The 18,696-nt window shown below is 69.8% G+C and carries 15 protein-coding genes; 14 read left to right on the top strand and 1 reads right to left on the bottom strand.

Annotated elements, in window-relative coordinates; all coding sequences use genetic code 11:
* Positions 1 to 5 precede the first annotated feature (5 nt).
* Both wecB and AB0333_RS11565 read left to right on the top strand, forming a co-directional pair.
* On the top strand, positions 6 to 1,193 hold the full coding sequence (wecB, locus tag AB0333_RS11570; protein ID WP_366218820.1) for a UDP-N-acetylglucosamine 2-epimerase (non-hydrolyzing): 1,188 nt from the start codon (positions 6 to 8) through the stop codon (positions 1,191 to 1,193).
* Entirely contained in the window at positions 1,184 to 4,948 is a 3,765-nt protein-coding gene (locus tag AB0333_RS11565) for an AAA family ATPase (RefSeq protein WP_366218819.1), read from the top strand. Before wecB ends, AB0333_RS11565 begins: the two co-directional genes overlap by 10 nt.
* Here AB0333_RS11565 and AB0333_RS11560 read toward each other — a convergent pair.
* Positions 4,905 to 6,209, bottom strand: a complete 1,305-nt coding sequence (locus AB0333_RS11560; protein WP_366218818.1) for an MFS transporter — start codon at positions 6,207 to 6,209, stop codon at positions 4,905 to 4,907. The genes AB0333_RS11565 and AB0333_RS11560 overlap by 44 nt on opposite strands.
* A 101-nt stretch (positions 6,210 to 6,310) precedes the next feature.
* Here AB0333_RS11560 and ftsY point away from each other — a divergent pair, with 101 nt between their 5' ends.
* The 12 genes from ftsY (at position 6,311) to lepB (AB0333_RS11500) (ending at position 18,684) form a co-directional block, all read left to right on the top strand.
* Positions 6,311 to 7,540, top strand: coding sequence for a signal recognition particle-docking protein FtsY (gene ftsY, locus AB0333_RS11555; RefSeq protein ID WP_366218817.1), 1,230 nt, complete (start codon positions 6,311 to 6,313; stop codon positions 7,538 to 7,540).
* Positions 7,541 to 7,745: 205 nt separating this feature from the next.
* Positions 7,746 to 9,569: a hypothetical protein gene (locus tag AB0333_RS11550; RefSeq protein WP_366218816.1), complete on the top strand. Its 1,824-nt coding sequence runs from the start codon at positions 7,746 to 7,748 to the stop codon at positions 9,567 to 9,569.
* Between the two features lie 238 nt (positions 9,570 to 9,807).
* Positions 9,808 to 11,136 carry an ammonium transporter gene (locus AB0333_RS11545; protein WP_366218854.1) on the top strand — a complete coding sequence of 443 codons (1,329 nt, stop codon included), beginning with the start codon at positions 9,808 to 9,810 and terminating at the stop codon, positions 11,134 to 11,136.
* A gap of 126 nt (positions 11,137 to 11,262) precedes the next feature.
* Entirely contained in the window at positions 11,263 to 12,864 is a 1,602-nt protein-coding gene (ffh, locus tag AB0333_RS11540) for a signal recognition particle protein (RefSeq protein ID WP_366218815.1), read from the top strand.
* 261 nt (positions 12,865 to 13,125) lie between these two features.
* Positions 13,126 to 14,088: a VOC family protein gene (locus AB0333_RS11535; protein WP_366218814.1), complete on the top strand. Its 963-nt coding sequence runs from the start codon at positions 13,126 to 13,128 to the stop codon at positions 14,086 to 14,088.
* Between the two features lie 165 nt (positions 14,089 to 14,253).
* On the top strand, positions 14,254 to 14,709 hold the full coding sequence (gene rpsP, locus AB0333_RS11530; protein ID WP_366218813.1) for a 30S ribosomal protein S16: 456 nt from the start codon (positions 14,254 to 14,256) through the stop codon (positions 14,707 to 14,709).
* 2 nt (positions 14,710 to 14,711) lie between these two features.
* Positions 14,712 to 14,951, top strand: a complete 240-nt coding sequence (locus tag AB0333_RS11525) for an RNA-binding protein (protein WP_188804119.1) — start codon at positions 14,712 to 14,714, stop codon at positions 14,949 to 14,951.
* A gap of 159 nt (positions 14,952 to 15,110) precedes the next feature.
* The gene (rimM, locus tag AB0333_RS11520) at positions 15,111 to 15,710 is read left to right on the top strand and encodes a ribosome maturation factor RimM (RefSeq protein ID WP_366218812.1); all 600 of its coding nucleotides are present in this window, start codon (positions 15,111 to 15,113) and stop codon (positions 15,708 to 15,710) included.
* A complete protein-coding gene (gene trmD / locus AB0333_RS11515) occupies positions 15,707 to 16,507 on the top strand; it encodes a tRNA (guanosine(37)-N1)-methyltransferase TrmD (RefSeq protein WP_366218811.1) in 801 nt (266 codons plus the stop codon). Before rimM ends, trmD begins: the two co-directional genes overlap by 4 nt.
* Positions 16,508 to 16,700: 193 nt before the next feature.
* Entirely contained in the window at positions 16,701 to 17,063 is a 363-nt protein-coding gene (gene rplS / locus AB0333_RS11510; RefSeq protein WP_188803127.1) for a 50S ribosomal protein L19, read from the top strand.
* Positions 17,064 to 17,090: 27 nt separating this feature from the next.
* Positions 17,091 to 17,837: a signal peptidase I gene (lepB, locus tag AB0333_RS11505; protein WP_366218810.1), complete on the top strand. Its 747-nt coding sequence runs from the start codon at positions 17,091 to 17,093 to the stop codon at positions 17,835 to 17,837.
* Positions 17,838 to 17,871: 34 nt separating this feature from the next.
* Positions 17,872 to 18,684 carry a signal peptidase I gene (lepB, locus tag AB0333_RS11500; RefSeq protein ID WP_366218809.1) on the top strand — a complete coding sequence of 271 codons (813 nt, stop codon included), beginning with the start codon at positions 17,872 to 17,874 and terminating at the stop codon, positions 18,682 to 18,684.
* Positions 18,685 to 18,696: the final 12 nt, after the last annotated feature.

Raw genomic sequence — 18,696 nt, 5'->3', positions numbered from 1 at the left:
ATCCAATGAAAAAGGTCATGCCCATCTTTGGGACCAGACCGGAGGCGATCAAGATGGCGCCCATCGTCCAAGCCCTGCAGGCAGACGATCGCTTCGAGTGCCTGGTCACCGTGACGGGCCAACACCGGGAGATGCTGGACCAGGTCAATGAACTCTTCGGGATCGTTCCGGACCACGATCTGAACATCATCCAGTCCCGGCAGACGCTCAACATGGTGCTGGCTCGAACGGTGGACGGGCTGGACTCCGTGCTGGAACGAGTCCAGCCGGATGCCGTCATCGTTCAGGGGGACACGACCACTTCGACGGCCGCGGCGTTGGCATCCTTCAACTGCGGCATCCCGGTGGCGCACGTTGAGGCTGGGCTGCGCAGCTTCGACCTTCATTCCCCTTTCCCAGAAGAAGCCAATCGCAAGATCACCTCCCAGGTCAGCTCCCTGCACCTGGCGCCCACCAGCGTGGCGAGGGACAATTTGCTGCGAGAGAGCGTGGCCGCGGAGACGGTGTATGTCACGGGCAACACCGTCATCGATGCCCTGCTGGAGGTCGTGGGCCTGCGGGTGCCGTTCTCCGACAATCGGCTGCAGGCCCTGACGCAATCCGTGGCGGACGGTCGGCGGCTGCTGGTCGTGACCACCCACCGCCGGGAGAACCAGGGTGAGGCCATGCGCCGCGTCGGGCGGGCGGTGGCACGGCTGGCGCGGGAGAATCCCCAGCTGGACGTGGTCCTGCCCGTGCACAAGAACCCCGTCGTGCGGGAGGCCGTTCTGCCCGCACTGGAGGGGCTGGTGAACGTGTTGGTCACGGAACCTCTGGCTTACGGGGAGTTCACACACCTGCTCGCTCTGTCCACCGTGGTCCTCACGGATTCGGGCGGGGTCCAGGAGGAGGCCCCCGGTCTCGGAAAGCCCGTCCTGGTGATGCGGGAGAACACGGAGCGGCCGGAAGCGGTCACGGCGGGGACCGTGCGGTTGATCGGAACCGACGAGGAACGAATCTACAGGGAGGTCACCACCCTGCTGCGGGACCAGAATGCCTACGATGCCATGGCCCAGGCGGTCAATCCCTACGGGGACGGACAAGCAGCGGCCCGCACGGTCTCGGCCGTGGCAGAACTCCTCGGCGTGGGCACGCGGCTGCCGCAGTTCCGGGATGGTCTGGGGGAAGGGCCCGGCACCAGCCCATGTACCTGAAGACGTTGACGGTCCGCGGCTTCAAGTCCTTCGCCTCGGCCACCACCTTCCACTTCGAACCCGGGGTGACCGCCGTGGTGGGCCCCAACGGCTCGGGCAAGTCCAACGTGGTGGACGCCCTCTCCTGGGTGATGGGGGAGCAGGGTGCGAAGAACCTGCGCGGCGGCAAGATGGAGGACGTCATCTTCGCCGGCACCTCCGGGCGGGCCCCGCTGGGCCGTGCCCAGGTGTCCCTGACCATCGACAACGCGGACGGCGCCCTGCCGATCGAGTACTCGGAGGTCACCATCTCCCGCACGCTGTTCCGCAGCGGGGGATCCGAATACGCCATCAACGGCAGTTCCTGCCGATTGCTCGACATCCAGGAGCTGCTCTCCGACTCCGGCCTTGGCCGGGAGATGCACGTCATCGTGGGTCAGGGCCAGCTGGACCGGATCCTGCAGGCCAGCCCGGAGGAGCGCCGCGGCTTCATCGAAGAGGCCTCGGGGGTGCTGAAGCACCGCCGGCGCAAGGAGCGCAGCGTCCGCAAACTCGAGTCGATGCGCACCAACCTGGACCGTGTCCGGGACCTCTCCGAGGAGGTGCGCCGTCAGCTCGGGCCGTTGTCCAAGCAGGCCAAGACCGCCCGCAAGGCACAGCGCATCCAGTTCGACGTCCGTGATGCCCGGTCCCGGCTGCTCGCGGACGACCTGTTCCGGCAACAGGCGGCCCTGGAACAGCTGGGCGCCGGAGACCAGGAGCTCGAGCAGGCCGTGGCCACCGCTGAATCCGAGGTCGCGCGGGCCGAGGAGGCTGCAGCCCGGCTGGCCACGGAGGTCGCCACGGCCGGGCAGGCCTCCGCGGCCGCCCGCGACCACTGGTACCGGCTCTCGACCTTGGCCGAACGGTACCGTTCCCTGAGCGCCGTGGCCGCCGAGCGGGAACGCTCCCGCCGTCACCCCGTCCCGGAGCCGTCGGGCCCGGACCCGGAGACGGCGCGGGACCTCGCCGACCGGGCCGGGAGCGAAGCTGCCGAGGCTGAGGCAGCCGTGGTGACGGCCCAGGCCGAGCTCGAGCGCGCCTCCACGGAGCGTCAGCGTGCCGAAGCAGCGGCGCGGGCGGCGTCGGACACCTACACGCGCCTCCTGCAACAGGCCGCTGACCGGCGCCAGGCGGCCGCCGTCGCCGCGGGTCGCATCGAGGCGGCCAGGGCGACCGAGCAGTCCCTCCGGGCGCAGTGGGAGAAGGCCGCCGCCCGGCTGGCGGACAGTGAGCAGGCCGCGCAGTCCCTGCGCGCCGAACTGGCGGACCACCAGAACCGTCTGGCCGGCTCACTCGATTCCGAGGAGGAACTCGACGCGACCTACGAGGCCGCCGCCGCGACGGCCGATCGGCTGCGCGAACGCCTGGCTCAGCTCGACGAGGCGCTCGCCGTCGCCGCATCGGCCCACGGTGCCGCCCTGGCCCGGCGGGATGCTCTGGCCGAGGCCCTCCAACCGGAGGCCGGGGCCGCGGTCACGGCTCTCGGGGACCTGGCACCTACCGCCCTCGCCGAGGTCCTGACCGTGGAGGGCGGCTGGGAGGCCGCCATCGCCGCGGCCCTCGGCGGACCCGCGGAGCAGCTCGTCCTCGACGGCCTCGCCCCGGCCGTCGAGGCGGCGGGACGGCTGGCCGACGCCGGCGCAGCAGACGCGCGCCTGCTGTTCCCCTGGGCGCCCGGCACGGAAACTTCGGTCGCTACCCCGGCCATCTCCGCCGATTCCACTGCCCCGGTGCCAGGGGCGGCGGCGGGGCTCCCCGACGGGGCGACGGACGCGGCATCCGTGGTCCGGCTTCCCGCGGGGGACCCCGGGACCGCCGGCGCCACCGCGGAACCGTCGATCGCGGACACCGTGCGGTCCCTCCTGGCCGGGACGGTGCTCGTGGAGGACCTGGCCACGGCCACCGCGCTCCTGGACGGCGGATCGCTTCCGGCGCTCCACCGGGGAGTGCCGGTCCGCCTGGCCACCCGGGACGGGCACGTGGTAGGCCCGGGATGGGCGGACGGCCGCGGTGCCGGATCCGGCAGTCGGCTGGAGCGCCAGGCCGCGGCGGACCAGGCGGCCGGTGTGGCGGAGCAGGCCACCCACGAGATCGAACGGCTCCGGTTCGAGCGCTCCGGCGTGGCCCGGGAGGTCGAGGAGGCCGTCGCGGCCGAGACCGCCGCCCTCGAGGCCCTCGACGCCTCCGATGCCCGCTTCACGGCGGTCACGGAGGAACTGGCCCGGCTCAACCAGCAGCTGGCCCATGCCGACGACGGTGTGGAACGCCAGCGTGCCGAGCTCACGGCCTTGCGGGACCGCCTCTCGGAGGCGACGGCCGGCGTCGGGCAGGCCGAGGATCAGGCGCGGCGATCCCAGGAGGACTCCGTCGCGGAGCCACCGGGTGGCGAACCCCCGACCGGGGACGCGTCCGCCGACACGGCGGCTGTTCCGGACCCCGAGGCGCGGGACACGGCGGAGGAGCAGGCCGGCCTCGCCCGGCATCAGGAGACCGAGGCCAGGTTGGCCCTGAGGGCCGCCGAGACCAGCCGGTCACAGCTCGTCGCGCGGGCCGAGCAGGCGCGCCGCCAGGTCTCCGCCGCCACGCTGGCCCACCAGGAGAGGGAACGGGCGGAGCAGAAGCGACGGGCCTGGCTGACCCGGATCTCAGCGGTCTCACAGGCCTTGGCGCAGGCCCTGGAAGGGGTGCAGGACGCCGTGACCCGCGCCGATCGAGACCGCACGGAACTGGACCGCCGAGGTGAGGAGCTCGCGGCGCGGCGTCAGCAGCTCCAGCGCACCGCCGACCACCACCGTTCGGTGGTGGCCCAGGCCAAGGACCGGCTGCACGCGGCCCGGATGGCCCGCCAGGAACAGCAGCTCAAGCTGGACCAGCTGCGGGACAAATCCCTCGATGACCTCGGCATGACAGGGGACTACCTGCTCGAGCACTTCGGCCCGCACCTGCCGGTCCCGCTGGCACCGCCCGTGGAGGAGCTGGGAGGGACTGACACCGAGACCACCACCGGGACCGACACCGGGACCACCACCGAGACCACCACCGGGACCGAGACGGTGCCGTTCGACCGCGCGGAACAGCAGAAGCGGCTGCGCCGCGCCGAGCGGGAACTGTCCGCGCTGGGCCGGGTCAACCCGCTGGCGCTGGAGGAGTACGCCGCCGTGGAGGAACGGCACCGCTTCCTGTCCGGTCAGCTCGAGGACCTGGACTCCAGCCGTCGGGACCTGCTGAAGATCATCCAGGATGTGGATGACACGGTGCTGCGGGTGTTCTCTGCCGCGTTCGAGGACACGGCCGCCCAATTCCAGCACGTCTTCGCCACCCTGTTCCCGGGCGGCGAGGGGCGGCTGTTTCTGACCGATCCGGACAACCTGCTCGAGTCCGGCGTCGAGGTGGAGGCCCGGCCGGCGGGCAAGAAGGTCAAACGGCTGTCCCTGCTGTCCGGCGGTGAGCGCTCACTGGCGGCCGTCGCCATGCTCGTGGCGATCTTCAAGGCCCGCCCCAGCCCGTTCTACGTGATGGACGAGGTCGAGGCCGCCCTGGACGACACCAACCTGGGACGGCTGCTGGAGATCTTCCGGGAGCTGCAGCAGGACAGTCAGCTGATCATCATCACCCACCAGAAACGCACCATGGAGGTCGCGGACGCGCTCTACGGCGTCTCCATGCGCGGTGACGGCGTCAGCACCGTCATCAGCCAGCGTCTGGAGGCCCTGCGGGCCGCCCCGGCGGACTGACCTTCGGCAGGGCGCCCGTCCGGGGGCCACCCGGCGCCACCGGGAGGTTGGTCTCCGGGGCGAAAGTCCACGAGATGGCACCCACGGCCAGGATGCCGCCGGTGAGCAGGAAGGCCCAGCCGAATCCGGCCGCGTCCACCACCAGGCCGGCGATCAGCGGACCGGAGATCGCCCCGAGGTCGGAGGCCATCTGGGCGGTGGACATCACGGAGCCGGCCTTGCGCTCCTGGCCCACGATGTCCGCGACGGCGGCCTGCTGGGGTGCGTTGAGCGTTCCCGTGCCGGCTCCGGCCACCACGCACAGGGCCAGGAACAGCCACGGGTTGTCCATCCAGCCGATCACGGCGGTGCCCGCCGCGGCCACCAGCAGGCCGATGATGATCAGGGGTTTGCGGCCGTGCACGTCGGACAGCCGTGAGGAGAACGTGACCGCCGCGATGTTGCCGACGGCAAAGAGGGACAGGGCGGCACCGGCGATCTGCGGTCCGTCGAGCCAGAATCCGGTGCCCGTGAAGGCGGTGGCGGCCAGCAGCGGCGTGAGGGAGTTGCGCACGCCGAAGGTGGCCCAGCCATTGGCGAAGAAGGAGGTCAGCGCGGCGCGGAAGGCGGGACGCTCCCAGGCCTCGGCCAGCCTCATGTCAGGCCGGGTATCCGGCTTGCCGCGATCCGCGAGCCGGGAGTCGCGCAGCAGGAAGAACACCAGTCCGGCGGCGACGACCAGGGCCGTGCCGTAGATCAGGAAGGGCACCCGGTAGCCGAAGACCGCCAGCACCGAACCGACCACCGGGCCGGCGATGTTGCCGATCAGGAACGCCGAGGCGTAGGCCCCGGAGACCCGGCCGCGAATGCTCGGGGGCGACTTCCGGGCGAGGAACGCCATCGCGGACACCGTGAACAGGGTGGAGCCGATGCCGCCGAGGCCGCGGAAGATCAGCAGTTGCCAATAGTCCTGCGAGAACGCGATGAGGAACATGGACAGCGCGACAATCAGCACACCGGTCATGTAGGCCGGGGTCTCGCCGAACCGGCTCGTCACGCGCCCGGAGATCGGGGCGAACAGCAGCCGGGTGAGACCGAACGCGGAGACGACGGCGGAGACGGCGGTGGCTGAGGCGTTGAACGACTGGGCGTACTGCGGCAGGACCGGGGCGATGATGCCGAAGCCGATGGCGATGACGAAGGCGGCGACGATGAGGACCTTGATCTCCCGGGGGATGGGAAGCTGCTCCCGCTCCTGCCCGGTGTTCCTCGTGCGCGCCATGCCCTCCATCTTGCCACCTGCGGCCCGCCGGCCCGACCGGACCAGGACGGGCCGCCGCGTACCACCGCGAGTCACCCGGAGAGCTGTGACAGACTGGTCCGGTGGATCCGATCATCTTGATTTCGCTTGCCTCTGTCCTGCTCGTCGGCCTGGTCCTGCTGGCCTTCATCGACCGCAGGCCCCGCCCGCCCCGGGGTGGCTACCCGAGCACCCGGGATGCCAATGACCCGGCGCCGGGGGACACCTCTGGCCGAGGAGGTACCGCGGTCCTCGATCGTCCGGAGACGGACGACGCCGGCCCGGCGGGGACCGCGGTCGCCGAACCTGAGGCACCGGTCGCCGCCCCCGTGCCGGCCACGGACGTGGTGGAGGCCGAGGCGCCGACCGCCCCCGGGCTGGAGACACCGGCTCCGGTGGCCGGGCGCCTGGCGCGGCTGCGTGCACGCCTGGCCAAGTCCAACAGCATCTTCGGCAAGGGACTGTTGGCGCTGCTGTCCACGGACAACATCACCGAAGACGTCTGGGACGAGGTGGAGGAGACCCTCCTGCTGGCCGACCTCGGCACCGAGCCCACCATGGAACTCGTGGACAACCTGCGCGAACGCGTGACCGTGGAGGGATCCCGCGACCCCCAGCAGGTCAAGGCGATGCTCCACGAGGAACTGGTCAAGATGGTCGATCCGACCATGGACCGGCGCCTGGACGCCTCCCGCAAGGACGGCCGCCCCGCCGTCATGATGGTCGTCGGCGTCAACGGCGTCGGCAAGACCACCACCGTCGGCAAGATCGGACGGGTGCTTGTGGCGGAGGACCGCACGGTCGTCTTCGGGGCCGCTGACACCTTCCGTGCGGCCGCCGCCGAGCAGCTGGCCACGTGGGGGGCCCGGGTGGGTGTGGACACGGTCCGCTCCCATGAAGACGGTGCCGATCCGGCCTCGGTGGCCTTTGAAGCCGTGCGGACGGGCATCGAGACGGAAGCCGACGTGGTCATCGTGGACACCGCCGGGCGCCTGCAGAACAAGGCCAACCTCATGGACGAACTGGGCAAGATCAAGCGCGTCATCGAGAAGCAGGCCACCGTGGACGAGGTGCTGCTCGTCCTGGACGCCACCACCGGACAGAACGGCCTGGCCCAGGCCAAGGTCTTCGCCGAGGTCGTCAACATCACCGGCATCGCGCTGACCAAGCTGGACGGCACCGCCAAGGGCGGCATCGTGGTGGCCATCCAGCGTGAGCTCGGCGTCCCGGTCAAGCTCGTCGGCCTGGGCGAGGGCCCGGACGACCTCGCCCCGTTCAACGCCGAGGGCTTCGTGGAGGCCCTGCTGGACTGAGGACGGCCGGCGGGCTGCGGCAGCCGCTGACGACACGCCGGCACCGGCCGTCCACCCCGGCCTCAGGCACAACCACACGCATGGTGGCTATCCTTCTTGACGACCCGCGCGCCTCCGCGCCACGGGTGCCAGGGCAGGAACTCGACCTGCGAGAACCCCCGGTCGAGACCCGTATAGGGCTCCGGGGTGGAAGGGGACAACTACCGTGACTGTTCTGCTGGGGATCGTTCCCCGCGGCAAGGCGTACCGGGCCGGCCTCGAGGCCGTCTCCGCCGCCGTCGTCGAGTCCTTCACTCCCTTTCTGGGGCCGCGCTACCGGCGGGAGGCCGTGATCCGCCGGGGCCTGTCCGGAGGAGCGATGCTGGTCGAGTGGCCGGCCACGGTGGCGCAGCACACCAGCCGCAAGGGCACGAGGTGGGCCTCGGCAACGTTCCCGGGCGCCGGCGAGCAGCTGCTGCGTTCGTCCGGGAGATTCGGGCATCCGATGCAGATGCGCACCCCCGTGGGCGGCACCTACATGGCGATCTCCGGGAACCGCCGGGAGATCTTCGCCTGGAACACGGTGCCGGCCCTCGAGGCCGTCCACTATGGCGAGGACGCCGACTACTTCTACGTCTCCAACCGCCCCCTGGCCATCGCCCTCGCCATGGCCCGAGGCGACGTCGACGCGGTGGAGACCAGCGACGACTATCTCGCCGAGGCGCTCAACTTCGGCTTCTCGATGTCCGGGCAGAGCCCCTTCGTGGGCGTGCGGACCATCCCCACGCGCGGTGCGGTGAGGATCTCCGGGGGGCGACTGGAGGTGGTGGACGGGCCCGAGCGGCCGCCCGCCACGATTGTCCAGGTGGAGGACTCGCTGTACCGGGGAGTGGACGAACTGGAGGCGGCGCTGAACAGCTCCACCGATCGGCTCCTGGCGGCCCTGCCGGAGAAGACCATCCAGTTGCGCCTGAGCGGCGGCAAGGACAGCCGGCTGCTGCTGGGGCTTCTGCGGAACCACGGGGTGACGGACCTGCACGCGGTCACCCAGGGGGACGAGACCAGCGAGGAGGTGATGGTCGCGGCCCAGCTGGCCGAGATGACCGGCATCGAGCACTCCGTCGTGAAGCCGGCCCTGAGCGTGCCCGGCAGCGTGATCGACTCGTTCACCCAGTCCCTGCGGGACGGACAGGGGTTCTTCCTGTCCGAGGCCCTCGGCGCCCCGTACGCCTTCGCGGATCCCTTCGTGGTGGGCGAGGGCTATGCCTCGGGGCAGTGGCCCACGTTCAAGGGGCTCTTTCAGCGCAAGAGGAGCATCGTCCAGGCGGATCTGGACCGCGAGTGGGCGGCGCACAACGCCCAGATCCTGACTCCGGAACTCAACGAGAGCACGGCGCAGACGCTGCGGGACTGGGCGGAGTCGATGCCCGGGAGCACCCTGGCGGAGATTCTCTACGCCTATGGCCGGGACGTCCGGGCCAGCCGGTATATGCAGGCCAGCACCGTGGTGGTGGACGGGTACTCCCAGGTGTTCTTCCCCTTTGCGGACTCCGAGGTCACGGCCGTCTCGGATGCGCTGGTGCCCTATCTGCGCTTCTCCCATGTCGCCATGTTCCTGGTGATGCGCCGGGTGTGGAACGAGTCGCTGGCGGTCCCCTTCGCCCGCGGCGGCCGGTTCCGGTTTGAGCGGGACGGGCCTTCTGAGAATCTCAGCGGTCCGGACTTCGCCGCGCGCAGGGCCGCCCCGGAGCCCCGGGCGGTCACCGTGCTGGGGGCCGACCGGATGGCGGAGGTCCCGGACCGGACGCTCATCGATGAGCCCTTGACGGCCAGTTCCCGCTACCTGCTGGAGTGCGCCGCCTGGCCTCGGTTGGAACAGATCCTGAGCCCAGGGTTCGTGGCCCAGATCCGCAGGCTGGCGGCCATGGAGACGGAGCAGGAGGCGCTGGTTGCCATCTCGACGCGGGCCGGCCGGATCCGCACCCGGGTCAACCTCTCCCGGGCGATCCTGGCCGACCGTTGGCTCTCCCGGGAGTGGTTGCAGGCGTAGACGAGCGGACCCATGGTGGGGACGGCCACGCCCGGAACGTCACCGGAAACGTGGTGTTCATGTATGCCGGGAAGTCGTGATCCTCCCGAAACATCCCCGGCGGTGCCATGAAACACCGCGGGCGCATTCTCTTAACCGGGACCGGTCGCAACCCGTCGCGACACCGCACGATCTCCCGGGCCATCCCCGCCCGGGAAGCACGGGTGGTCCTTCGGCGAGAGGATGAACAGTGGAAACGATTGAACTGACATCGGGGCATGTCTGGACCATGGTGTGTGCCGCCCTGGTACTGCTGATGACCCCTGGATTGGCCTTCTTCTATGGCGGTTTGACCCGTGCCAAGGCCGCCTTGAACATGATGATGATGTCCTTTGTGTCCATCGGCCTGGTGGCCGTGGTCTGGGTGCTCTGGGGCTACAACATGACCGGCGGTGACGGCATCGCCGAGATGTTCGGCAACCCGTTCGCCGACTTCGGGCTCTACGGTTCCCTCGGCACCGAGGATCTGATCGGCATCGGTTTCGGCGCCACCTTCGCCATCATCACGGTCGCCCTGATCTCTGGTGCCGTCGCCGACCGCGCGAAGTTCAGCACCTGGGTGGCCTTCGTCCCGATCTGGGTCACAGCCGTCTACTGCCCGCTGGCCTTCATGGTCTGGGGCGGCGGCCTGCTCTCCGCCGACGGAGCCATCGGCAGCGCCGTGGGCGAGGCCGTCGACTTCGCCGGTGGGCTGGTCGTCCACATCTCCGCCGGTGTGGCCGCCCTGGTCATCGCCCTGCTGCTCGGCAAGCGCCAGGGCTTCGGCACGGACCCGGGGCACCGCCCCCACAACATCCCGTTTGTGATGCTCGGCGCCGCCCTGCTGTGGTTCGGCTGGTTCGGCTTCAACGGCGGCGCCGCCGGTGATGCCACCGAGGCCGGCCTCATCTGGGTCAACACCCTCGCAGCCCCGGCCGCCGCCATGCTCGGCTGGCTGCTGACCGAACGGATCCGTGGCAAGCGCGCCACGTCGATCGGCAGCGCCTCGGGCATCGTGGCCGGATTGGTGGCTATCACCCCGGCCTGTGCCTTCGTCGATCCCGTGGGTGCCCTCATCATCGGCTTCCTGGCCGGTGCCGCCTGTGCCCTGGCCGTCGGCCTGAAGTACAAGCTCGGCTTCGACGATTCACTGGACGTCGTCGGACTGCACCTCGTGGCGGGCATCCTCGGCACCGTGATGATCGGCCTGCTCGGCCGGCCGATGGAGGACGGTCGTGCCGGACTGTTCTACGGCGGCGACGCTTCGTTGCTGCTGGCGCAGGTGGTGGCCGTGCTGGTCGCCGTCGTCTATGCCGGCGTGGTCACCTTCGTGATCGGCATCGCGCTCAAGGCCACCATGGGGTGGCGCGTCACCGCCGAGCAGGAGGAGGCCGGCCTGGACCGGTCCCTGCACAGCGAGAACGCCTACGAGTTCGGTGGCGGTGGGATGGGCACGTCCTATTCCGAGTCCCCGGACACCGGTGAGCAGGAGACGGTGGCCGCGGCGGGGCCAGCCGACCGGGAGACCACCTCGGTCGGCGTGCAGTAGGGAGTCACGTCCGCCAGTGAGCGGGGGCCCCGCCAGTGAGCGGGGCCCCCGCTTCGTCTGACTTGATACCCTGGGGAACTGGTGGTTTCCGCCGCCGTTCCCCACCACCGAAGGAAGAGCACCGCAGTGTTCAACTCTCTGTCCGATCGCCTGGCCGCCACCTTCAAGAACCTGAAGGGCAAGGGGCGCCTGTCCGAAGCGGATATCGACGCCACGGCCCGTGAGATCCGCCGCGCCCTGCTGGATGCAGACGTGGCCGTCCCGGTGGTGCGGGAGTTCATCAGCCACATCAAGGAGCGGTCCCTCGGCGAAGAGGTCAGCCAGGCCCTGAACCCGGGCCAGCAGATCGTCAAGATCGTCAACGAGGAACTGGTGGCCATCCTCGGCGGTGAGACACGCCGGCTGAATCTCGCGAAGAACCCCCCGACGGTGATCATGCTCGTCGGTCTGCAGGGTGCGGGTAAGACCACCCTGGCGGGCAAGCTCTCCAAGCACCTGAAGGAACAGGGACACACCCCGATGCTGGTGGCGGCGGACCTCCAGCGACCCAACGCGGTCAAGCAGCTCCAGGTCAACGGCGAGCGGGCCGGCGTGCCGGTCTATGCCCCGCACCCGGGCGTCTCCAGCGAGTTCGAGGATCCCACCGGCGATCCCGTGCAGGTCGCCCGGAATGGCGTGGCCGAGGCCAAGGCCAAGTACAACGACATCGTGATCGTGGACACCGCTGGCCGTCTCGGCATGGACGCCGAGCTGATGCAGCAGGCCGCGGACATCCGCGCGGCGGTCCAGCCGGACGAGGTCCTCTTCGTCCTCGACGCCATGATCGGCCAGGACGCTGTGGCCACGGCCCAGGCCTTCAATGAGGGCGTCGGCTTCACCGGCGTGGTGCTCTCCAAGCTCGACGGCGACGCTCGCGGCGGTGCCGCCCTCTCGGTGCGCTCGGTGACGGGCAAGCCCGTGATGTTCGCCTCCACGGGTGAGAACCTCTCCGACTTCGAGGTCTTCCACCCGGACCGGATGGCCTCGCGCATCCTCGACATGGGCGACATGATGAGCCTGATCGAGCAGGCCGAGCGCAACTGGGACCGGGCCGATGCCGAGAAGATGGCCCGCAAGTTCGTGGACCAGGAGGACTTCACCCTCGACGACTTCCTTGATCAGATGCAGCAGATCAAGAAGATGGGCTCCATGAAGAAGCTCCTGATGATGATGCCCGGGGCCCAGGGCATGCGTCAGCAGCTGGAGCAGTTCGACGAGCGGCAGATCGACCGCATCGAGGCCATCATCCGGTCCATGACCCCGCATGAGCGGGTGGCACCCAAGATCATCAACGGCTCCCGCCGCGCCCGCATCGCGCGCGGCTCCGGTGTCCAGGTCTCCGAGGTCAACGGCCTGCTGGAGCGCTTCGGCCAGGCCCAGAAGATGATGAAGAAGATGGCGGCCGGCGGTGGGATGCCAGGCATGCCCGGGATGCCCGGTGGCGGGTCGGGTGGATCCGGCGGTGCCCGCAAGGGCAAAGGCAAGGGCAAGAAAGCCAAGCCCAAGTCGGGCAACCCGGCCAAGGCGGCCCAGGAGATGCGCGAGCTCGAGGACCGCCGCAAGCGATCCGGCTCCCCGGCAGCGGGTTCTGCCTTCGGTCAGGGCGCCGAGGGTGGCCCGGACGGCGGCTTCGACCCGTCGTCGCTGAACCTTCCCAAGGGGTTCGAGAAGTACCTCGGCGGCAACTGAGCCGCAACGACTCGAGGGCCGCAACCACCACGGTGGTTGCGGCCCTCTGAGGTCTCCGGGAATGTTTCCGCGTTGGGTGGTTCCCCTGGTGGGCTGGGGTGGTTCTGATCACACCGCGCCAGGCGGTGGAATACTTGAAGCGTCAACTGAGTTGTGATGTGATGAAGGCGCTCACCAGGACACGAGCCAGTGAATCCGCAGTGCCGCCCGCAGACGCCACCAGCCCGAGCAGATACCGGGCCGAACCCGAGGAGATCAGTCATGTCCTTCACCGCACCCGATACCGCTGCAGATCCTCTTGCCCTGCGGCACCAGTCCATGCAGCACCAGCCCATCAGCGGACGTCCGGTCGCCGATCTGTTGCCCGCTGGTCTGTCCATGGGGATGGTCACCCTGAAGTCGGACAACGTGTCGCGCCTGCGGGCCTACTACGAGCAGGCGCTGGGCCTCGTCGCCGTGGCCGAGGATGGCCCCAACGTCGTCCTGGGCCGGTCCGGGGTGCCGCTCGTCGGCATCGAGGAGGCGCGCGGCCTCACACTGCCGGGCGAGGGGGAGGCCGGCCTCTATCACGTGGCCATCCTGTTCGAGGAGGCCGCCGATCTGGCTGCCACCGTCTACTCGGCCGTGCGGCTGGACCCCACGCGGTTCGTCGGCAGTTCTGACCACCTCGTCTCCGAGGCCTTCTACTTCCAGGACCCGGACAACAACGGCATCGAGCTCTACGTCGACCGGCCCCGTGACCAGTGGCAATGGGGCGCTGACGGCCAGGTCGCCATGACGACCCTCTACCTGCCGTGGGACCGGTACCTGGACACCCACCTCACGGAGGAAGCCGTGAACCGGCTGACAACCGCGCCCGCCTCCGTGGGCCACGTCCACCTCCAGGTCGGCGACGTCCACGCAGCGGAGGACTTCTATGTCCGGGAGCTCGGCTTCGAGAAGACCACCGCGCTCGGCACCATGGCCCTGTTCGTGTCCGCGGGCGGCTACCACCACCACATGGCGATGAACACGTGGAACTCCACCGGTGTCGGCCCCCGCCGCAACACCCTCGGCCTGGGCTCCCTGGAGATCACCCTGCCGCAGGGTGAGGGGCTGGGGTCCGCCGAGGATCGGCTCAAGAGCGCTGGCCGGTCCGTCCAGCGCACCGACCGTGGTCTTGAGATCCGCGACCCGTGGAACACGCTGCTCGTGCTCTCCGAGGCCGAGGCCGAGGCCAACTAGGACAATCGGCCGGGTGTCTGGCAGAATGGGACGGTACTGAACTGCCGTCCGGGCGACCCTCTATCACTCCGGCCGGCCGTTCTGTCAGCAGCAGACCACCCCGCGCCAACCCCACGGCCGGCGTGCACGCTGCGCCAAAACCAAGAACCAGGAGCTACCACACCCGTGGCCGTAAAGATCCGTTTGAAGCGCTTCGGCAAGATGCGCGCCCCGTACTACCGCATCGTCGTCATGGACTCCCGCACCCGCCGCGATGGCCGTGCGATCGAGGAGATCGGCAAGTACCACCCCACCGAGGAGCCCTCGTTCATCGAGGTCAACTCCGAGCGGGCCCAGTACTGGCTGTCCGTGGGCGCCCAGCCCACCGAGCAGGTGCACGCCATCCTCAAGATCACCGGTGACTGGCAGAAGTTCAAGGGTGAGCCGGGTGCCGAGGGCACCCTGAAGACCAAGCAGCCGAAGGAGCCGTTCGTGGCCCCGCAGAAGGGCTCGGTCATCATCCCGGAGGCCATCACGCCCAAGAAGGACGCCGCCGAGGCTCCGGCCGAGGCCGCTGAGGCCACCGACTCCACTGAGGCCACCGACTCCACCGAGGCTGCGGCCGACGAGAAGTCCGAGTGACCATGCTGCAGGAAGCGCTCGAACATCTGGTCCGGGGAATCGTGGATTCCCCGGAGGACGTTCAGGTCGACCTGCGGAACAACCGTCGCGGCGAAGTCCTCGAGGTACGTGTCGACCCTGCCGACCTGGGTCGGGTGATCGGCCGCCAGGGCCGGACCGCCTCCGCGTTGCGCACCGTGCTGGACGGCCTCGCCGGCCATCCGGTCCGGGTCGACGTCGTGGACACCGACCGCCGCCGGTAGCTGTACCGTGCCGCTCCATCCCGCCCTGCGGGACCGGCGCGGTGGCATGACATGATGGCCCGTGTCCGGACACCGTCCGGTGCGGGCCATTGTCGTCCCTGAACCACTTGACCTCTTCTGACCCTCTTCTTGCCCTCCTTCCGAAAGGACCCCACGAACATGCCGCAGCCAGGCGCCGAGAACCCACCCCGGGACGAGCGCGAGCACGTCCGCGTCGCGAGGATCGGCAAGCCACATGGCATCCATGGTGAGGTGACCGTTCAGGTGTTCACGGATGAGCCCGGTGAGCGGTTCAGCCCGGGAGCGGTGCTGCAGGGCCGCCGCGGCGGTCAGGGCGCCGGCCGGGATGGGACGCTGACCGTGGTCCGGGCCCGGTGGAACAAGGACATCCTCTTGCTGGCCCTGGAGGAGGTGGCCGACCGCAACCAGGCCGAGGCGCTCCGCGGCACCGAGCTCTTCGCCGAGCCGGACGAGGCGGGGGAGGATGACGCCTGGTACGAAGAGGACCTGGTCGGGCTGGCCGTCATGGTCGACGGTACGAAGGTCGGCAGCGTGACCGGGCTGATCACCGGTGAGGTCCAGGACCTGCTGGAGGTGACGCTCGATGGCGGAAGCAGCGCCCTGGTGCCGTTCGTCGAGGAGATCGTCCCGGAGGTCGATCCCGAGTCCGGCACGATCACCCTGACGCCGCCGCCGGGCCTGCTGACGCTCAACGACCCCGCGGTCGATGGCAGCTCTGCCGCGGGGGATCCTGCATGAGGATCGACGTCGTCACGATCTTCCCCGAGTACCTCCAGGCCCTCGACGTCTCGTTGATCGGCAAGGCCCGCCGGGACGGCTTGCTGGACATCCGCATCCACGACCTGCGCGATCACACGGTCGACCGGCACCGCACCGTGGATGACACCCCGTATGGCGGGGGCGCCGGAATGGTCATGAAGCCGGAGCCCTGGGCGCTGGCGCTCGAGTCGATCGCGGCCTCCGCACCTGATGCCGGGGGCGACGGCGATGCTGTTGGTGCCGGTGAAGCTGGTGGTGCCCGTCCGGTGCTGCTGGTGCCGACGCCGTCGGGCACGCTGTTCCGGCAGTCCGTGGCCCAGGAGCTGGCCGGGGCGGACCACCTCGTGGTGGCCTGCGGACGCTACGAGGGTATCGACGAGCGACTGTTCGACTGGGCCGCCGACCTGTTCGAGGTGCGGCTGGTCTCCCTCGGCGACTACGTCCTCAACGGCGGGGAGGTGGCGGCGCTGGCGATGATCGAGGCCGTGGGGAGGTTGGTGCCCGGTGTGGTGGGCAACCCGGAATCCCTCGTGGAGGAGTCCCACAGCGACGGACTGCTCGAGTACCCGGTCTACACCAAGCCGTCCTCCTGGCGTGATCGCGACGTCCCGGAGATCCTGTTGTCCGGCGATCACGGCCGGATCGCCGCCTGGCGGCATGACCAGCAGGTGGCCCGCACCCGGGCCCGGCGACCGGATCTCTTGCCGCACGAGTCCGCTGTGACCCCTACCGCGTCCACCGCGCCAGGAGACAAGACGGCCCCGGGTCTGGCATAATGGTCAGCTGTGTCAACTGGACATCCGACCTGCCACAGGGGGCGGATGCCGACAGTCTGACCCACCGGTGCCCAAACGGGTCAACCGGTCCCTAGCTGGGGCACGCCCATCCCGACGCCTTCACCTGCGGAGGCACCGGCCGGCGTGCCGCTGATGACGTGAATGACCTGTGGCGTTCACCAGGAGTAGCACTATGCATATTCTCGACTCCCTCGATGCGCCCTCGCTGCGCAACGACGTTCCCGACTTCCGTCCCGGTGACACCGTCAAGGTGCACGTGAACATCGTCGAAGGCAAGACCGCCCGTGTGCAGGTCTTCCAGGGCTTCGTCATGGGCCGCCACGGCCATGGCGTGCGCGAGACCTTCCGGGTCCGCAAGGTCTCCTTCGGCGTCGGCGTGGAGCGTACCTTCCCGGTGCACTCCCCGGTCATCGACAAGATCGAGCTCGTCTCCCGTGGTGACGTGCGCCGCGCCAAGCTGTACTACATGCGCGATCGCCACGGCAAGGCCGCCAAGATCAAGGAGAAGCGCGACTTCTCGACCAAGAAGGCCTGATCTGCGCCTGCGCGTGATCACGACCCGATGACCGACCTGTCGTCTGACTCGTCGCCTCGTCAGCGCCGCGGGCGCCGGACCCCCCAGGGGAACCGGCGCCCGCGGCGTCGTCGTCTCCGGATACTGCTCGCCGCACATCCCGTCCGGGCCTGGACCGTCCTCGTCGGTGCGGTGCTGATCGCCGCCGTGCTGACCGCCGCCCTGCTGCGCAGCACCGTGGCGGACCTGTATCGCGTCCCCTCCGGGTCCATGGAGCCGCTCCTGCTCCCCGGGGACCGCATCAGTGTGGACCGGGGGGCCTACGCGGCCGAACCCGTGGAGCGGGGAGATGTGGTCGTCGTGGACGGAGAGGGCAGCTTCGTGCCCTATGACTCCCGGCCCGCACCGCTCCGGGCGGTGGATGACGCGCTGCAGTGGCTCGGGCTGGCACCGGACACCTCCGCCTATGTGAAGCGAGTGGCCGGCGTGGGCGGAGACACCGTCTCCTGCTGCAGCGCCGACGGCCTGCTCGAGGTCAATGGCCAGGCCGTTCCGGAGGACTACCTCGCCGCACCGCCGGCCTCCCGCACCGCGTTCGCCGTCGAGGTGCCCGAGGAACGGCTGTTCCTCCTGGGGGACAACCGCCACCACTCCCACGATTCGCGTGGCCTGCTGGGCGCCCCGGGGGGCGGCATGATCGAGGAGGCCAAGGTCATCGGGAAGGTGACCGGCATCGCGTGGCCCGCGGAGCGACGCACCCCGCTGGAGCCGGGACCGGGCACGGGCGAGCGGTAGAGTGGACAGCCGGACCAGCGGAGAGGACGGCGAGATGGCCCAGGAGAACAACCCGGGGGCACCTGAGGCCCCTCGAGGGGAAGGCTCCGGGACGACCCCCGCTGAGACCCCCACCACTCACGTGGCGGACCCTGCCACCGGCCACGCGGGCGCTTCCTCCGGCGGGCACCGGCTCTGGCTCGCGGTCCGTGAAGTCGTCCTGATCGTGCTCATCACCCTGCTGGCCTCCTTCCTGGTCAAGACCTTCCTGTTCCGCGCGTACTACATCCCCTCCGGGTCCATGGAGCAGACGCTGCAGATCAATGACCGGATCTTCGTCAACCTCCTGGTCCCCGGCCCCTTCGATGTGGAGCGCGGTGACGTGGTGGTCTTCGAGGACACCAAGGGATGGCTCGGAGAGCCGGCCCCGGTGGCGTCCAATCCCGTCCGCGAGGCCCTCGAGTTCATCGGCCTGATGCCGAACTCCTCCGAGCAGCACCTCGTCAAGCGGCTCATCGGCCTGCCGGGGGACCGGGTGGAGTGCTGCACCGCCGAGGGGATGCTCACCGTCAACGGCACCCCGGTCGAGGAGCCGTACCTGCACCCGGGGTCAGCCCCTTCGGACATCCCCTTCGACGTCACAGTGCCCGAAGGCCAGATCTGGGTCATGGGCGACCACCGGGACGCCTCCGCCGATTCCCGCATGCACCAGGACGGCCCGGGCAACGGCTTCATCAGCCTGGACGACGTGACCGGCCGCGCCGAGGTCATCGCCTGGCCCCTCTCCCGCTGGGGGGATGCCGGCGGCAACCGCGACGCCTTCGAGCACGTCCCGGATCCCGAGGCGGCCCGGACGGAGTCCGAATGAATCCCGCCCGCC

It is taken from the genome of Citricoccus sp. NPDC079358 (genome assembly GCF_040702545.1).
Classification (GTDB): Bacteria; Actinomycetota; Actinomycetes; order Actinomycetales; family Micrococcaceae; genus Citricoccus.
The sequence above is the reverse complement of the archived record's forward strand: the minus strand, read 5'-3'. Positions and strand labels throughout refer to the sequence as shown.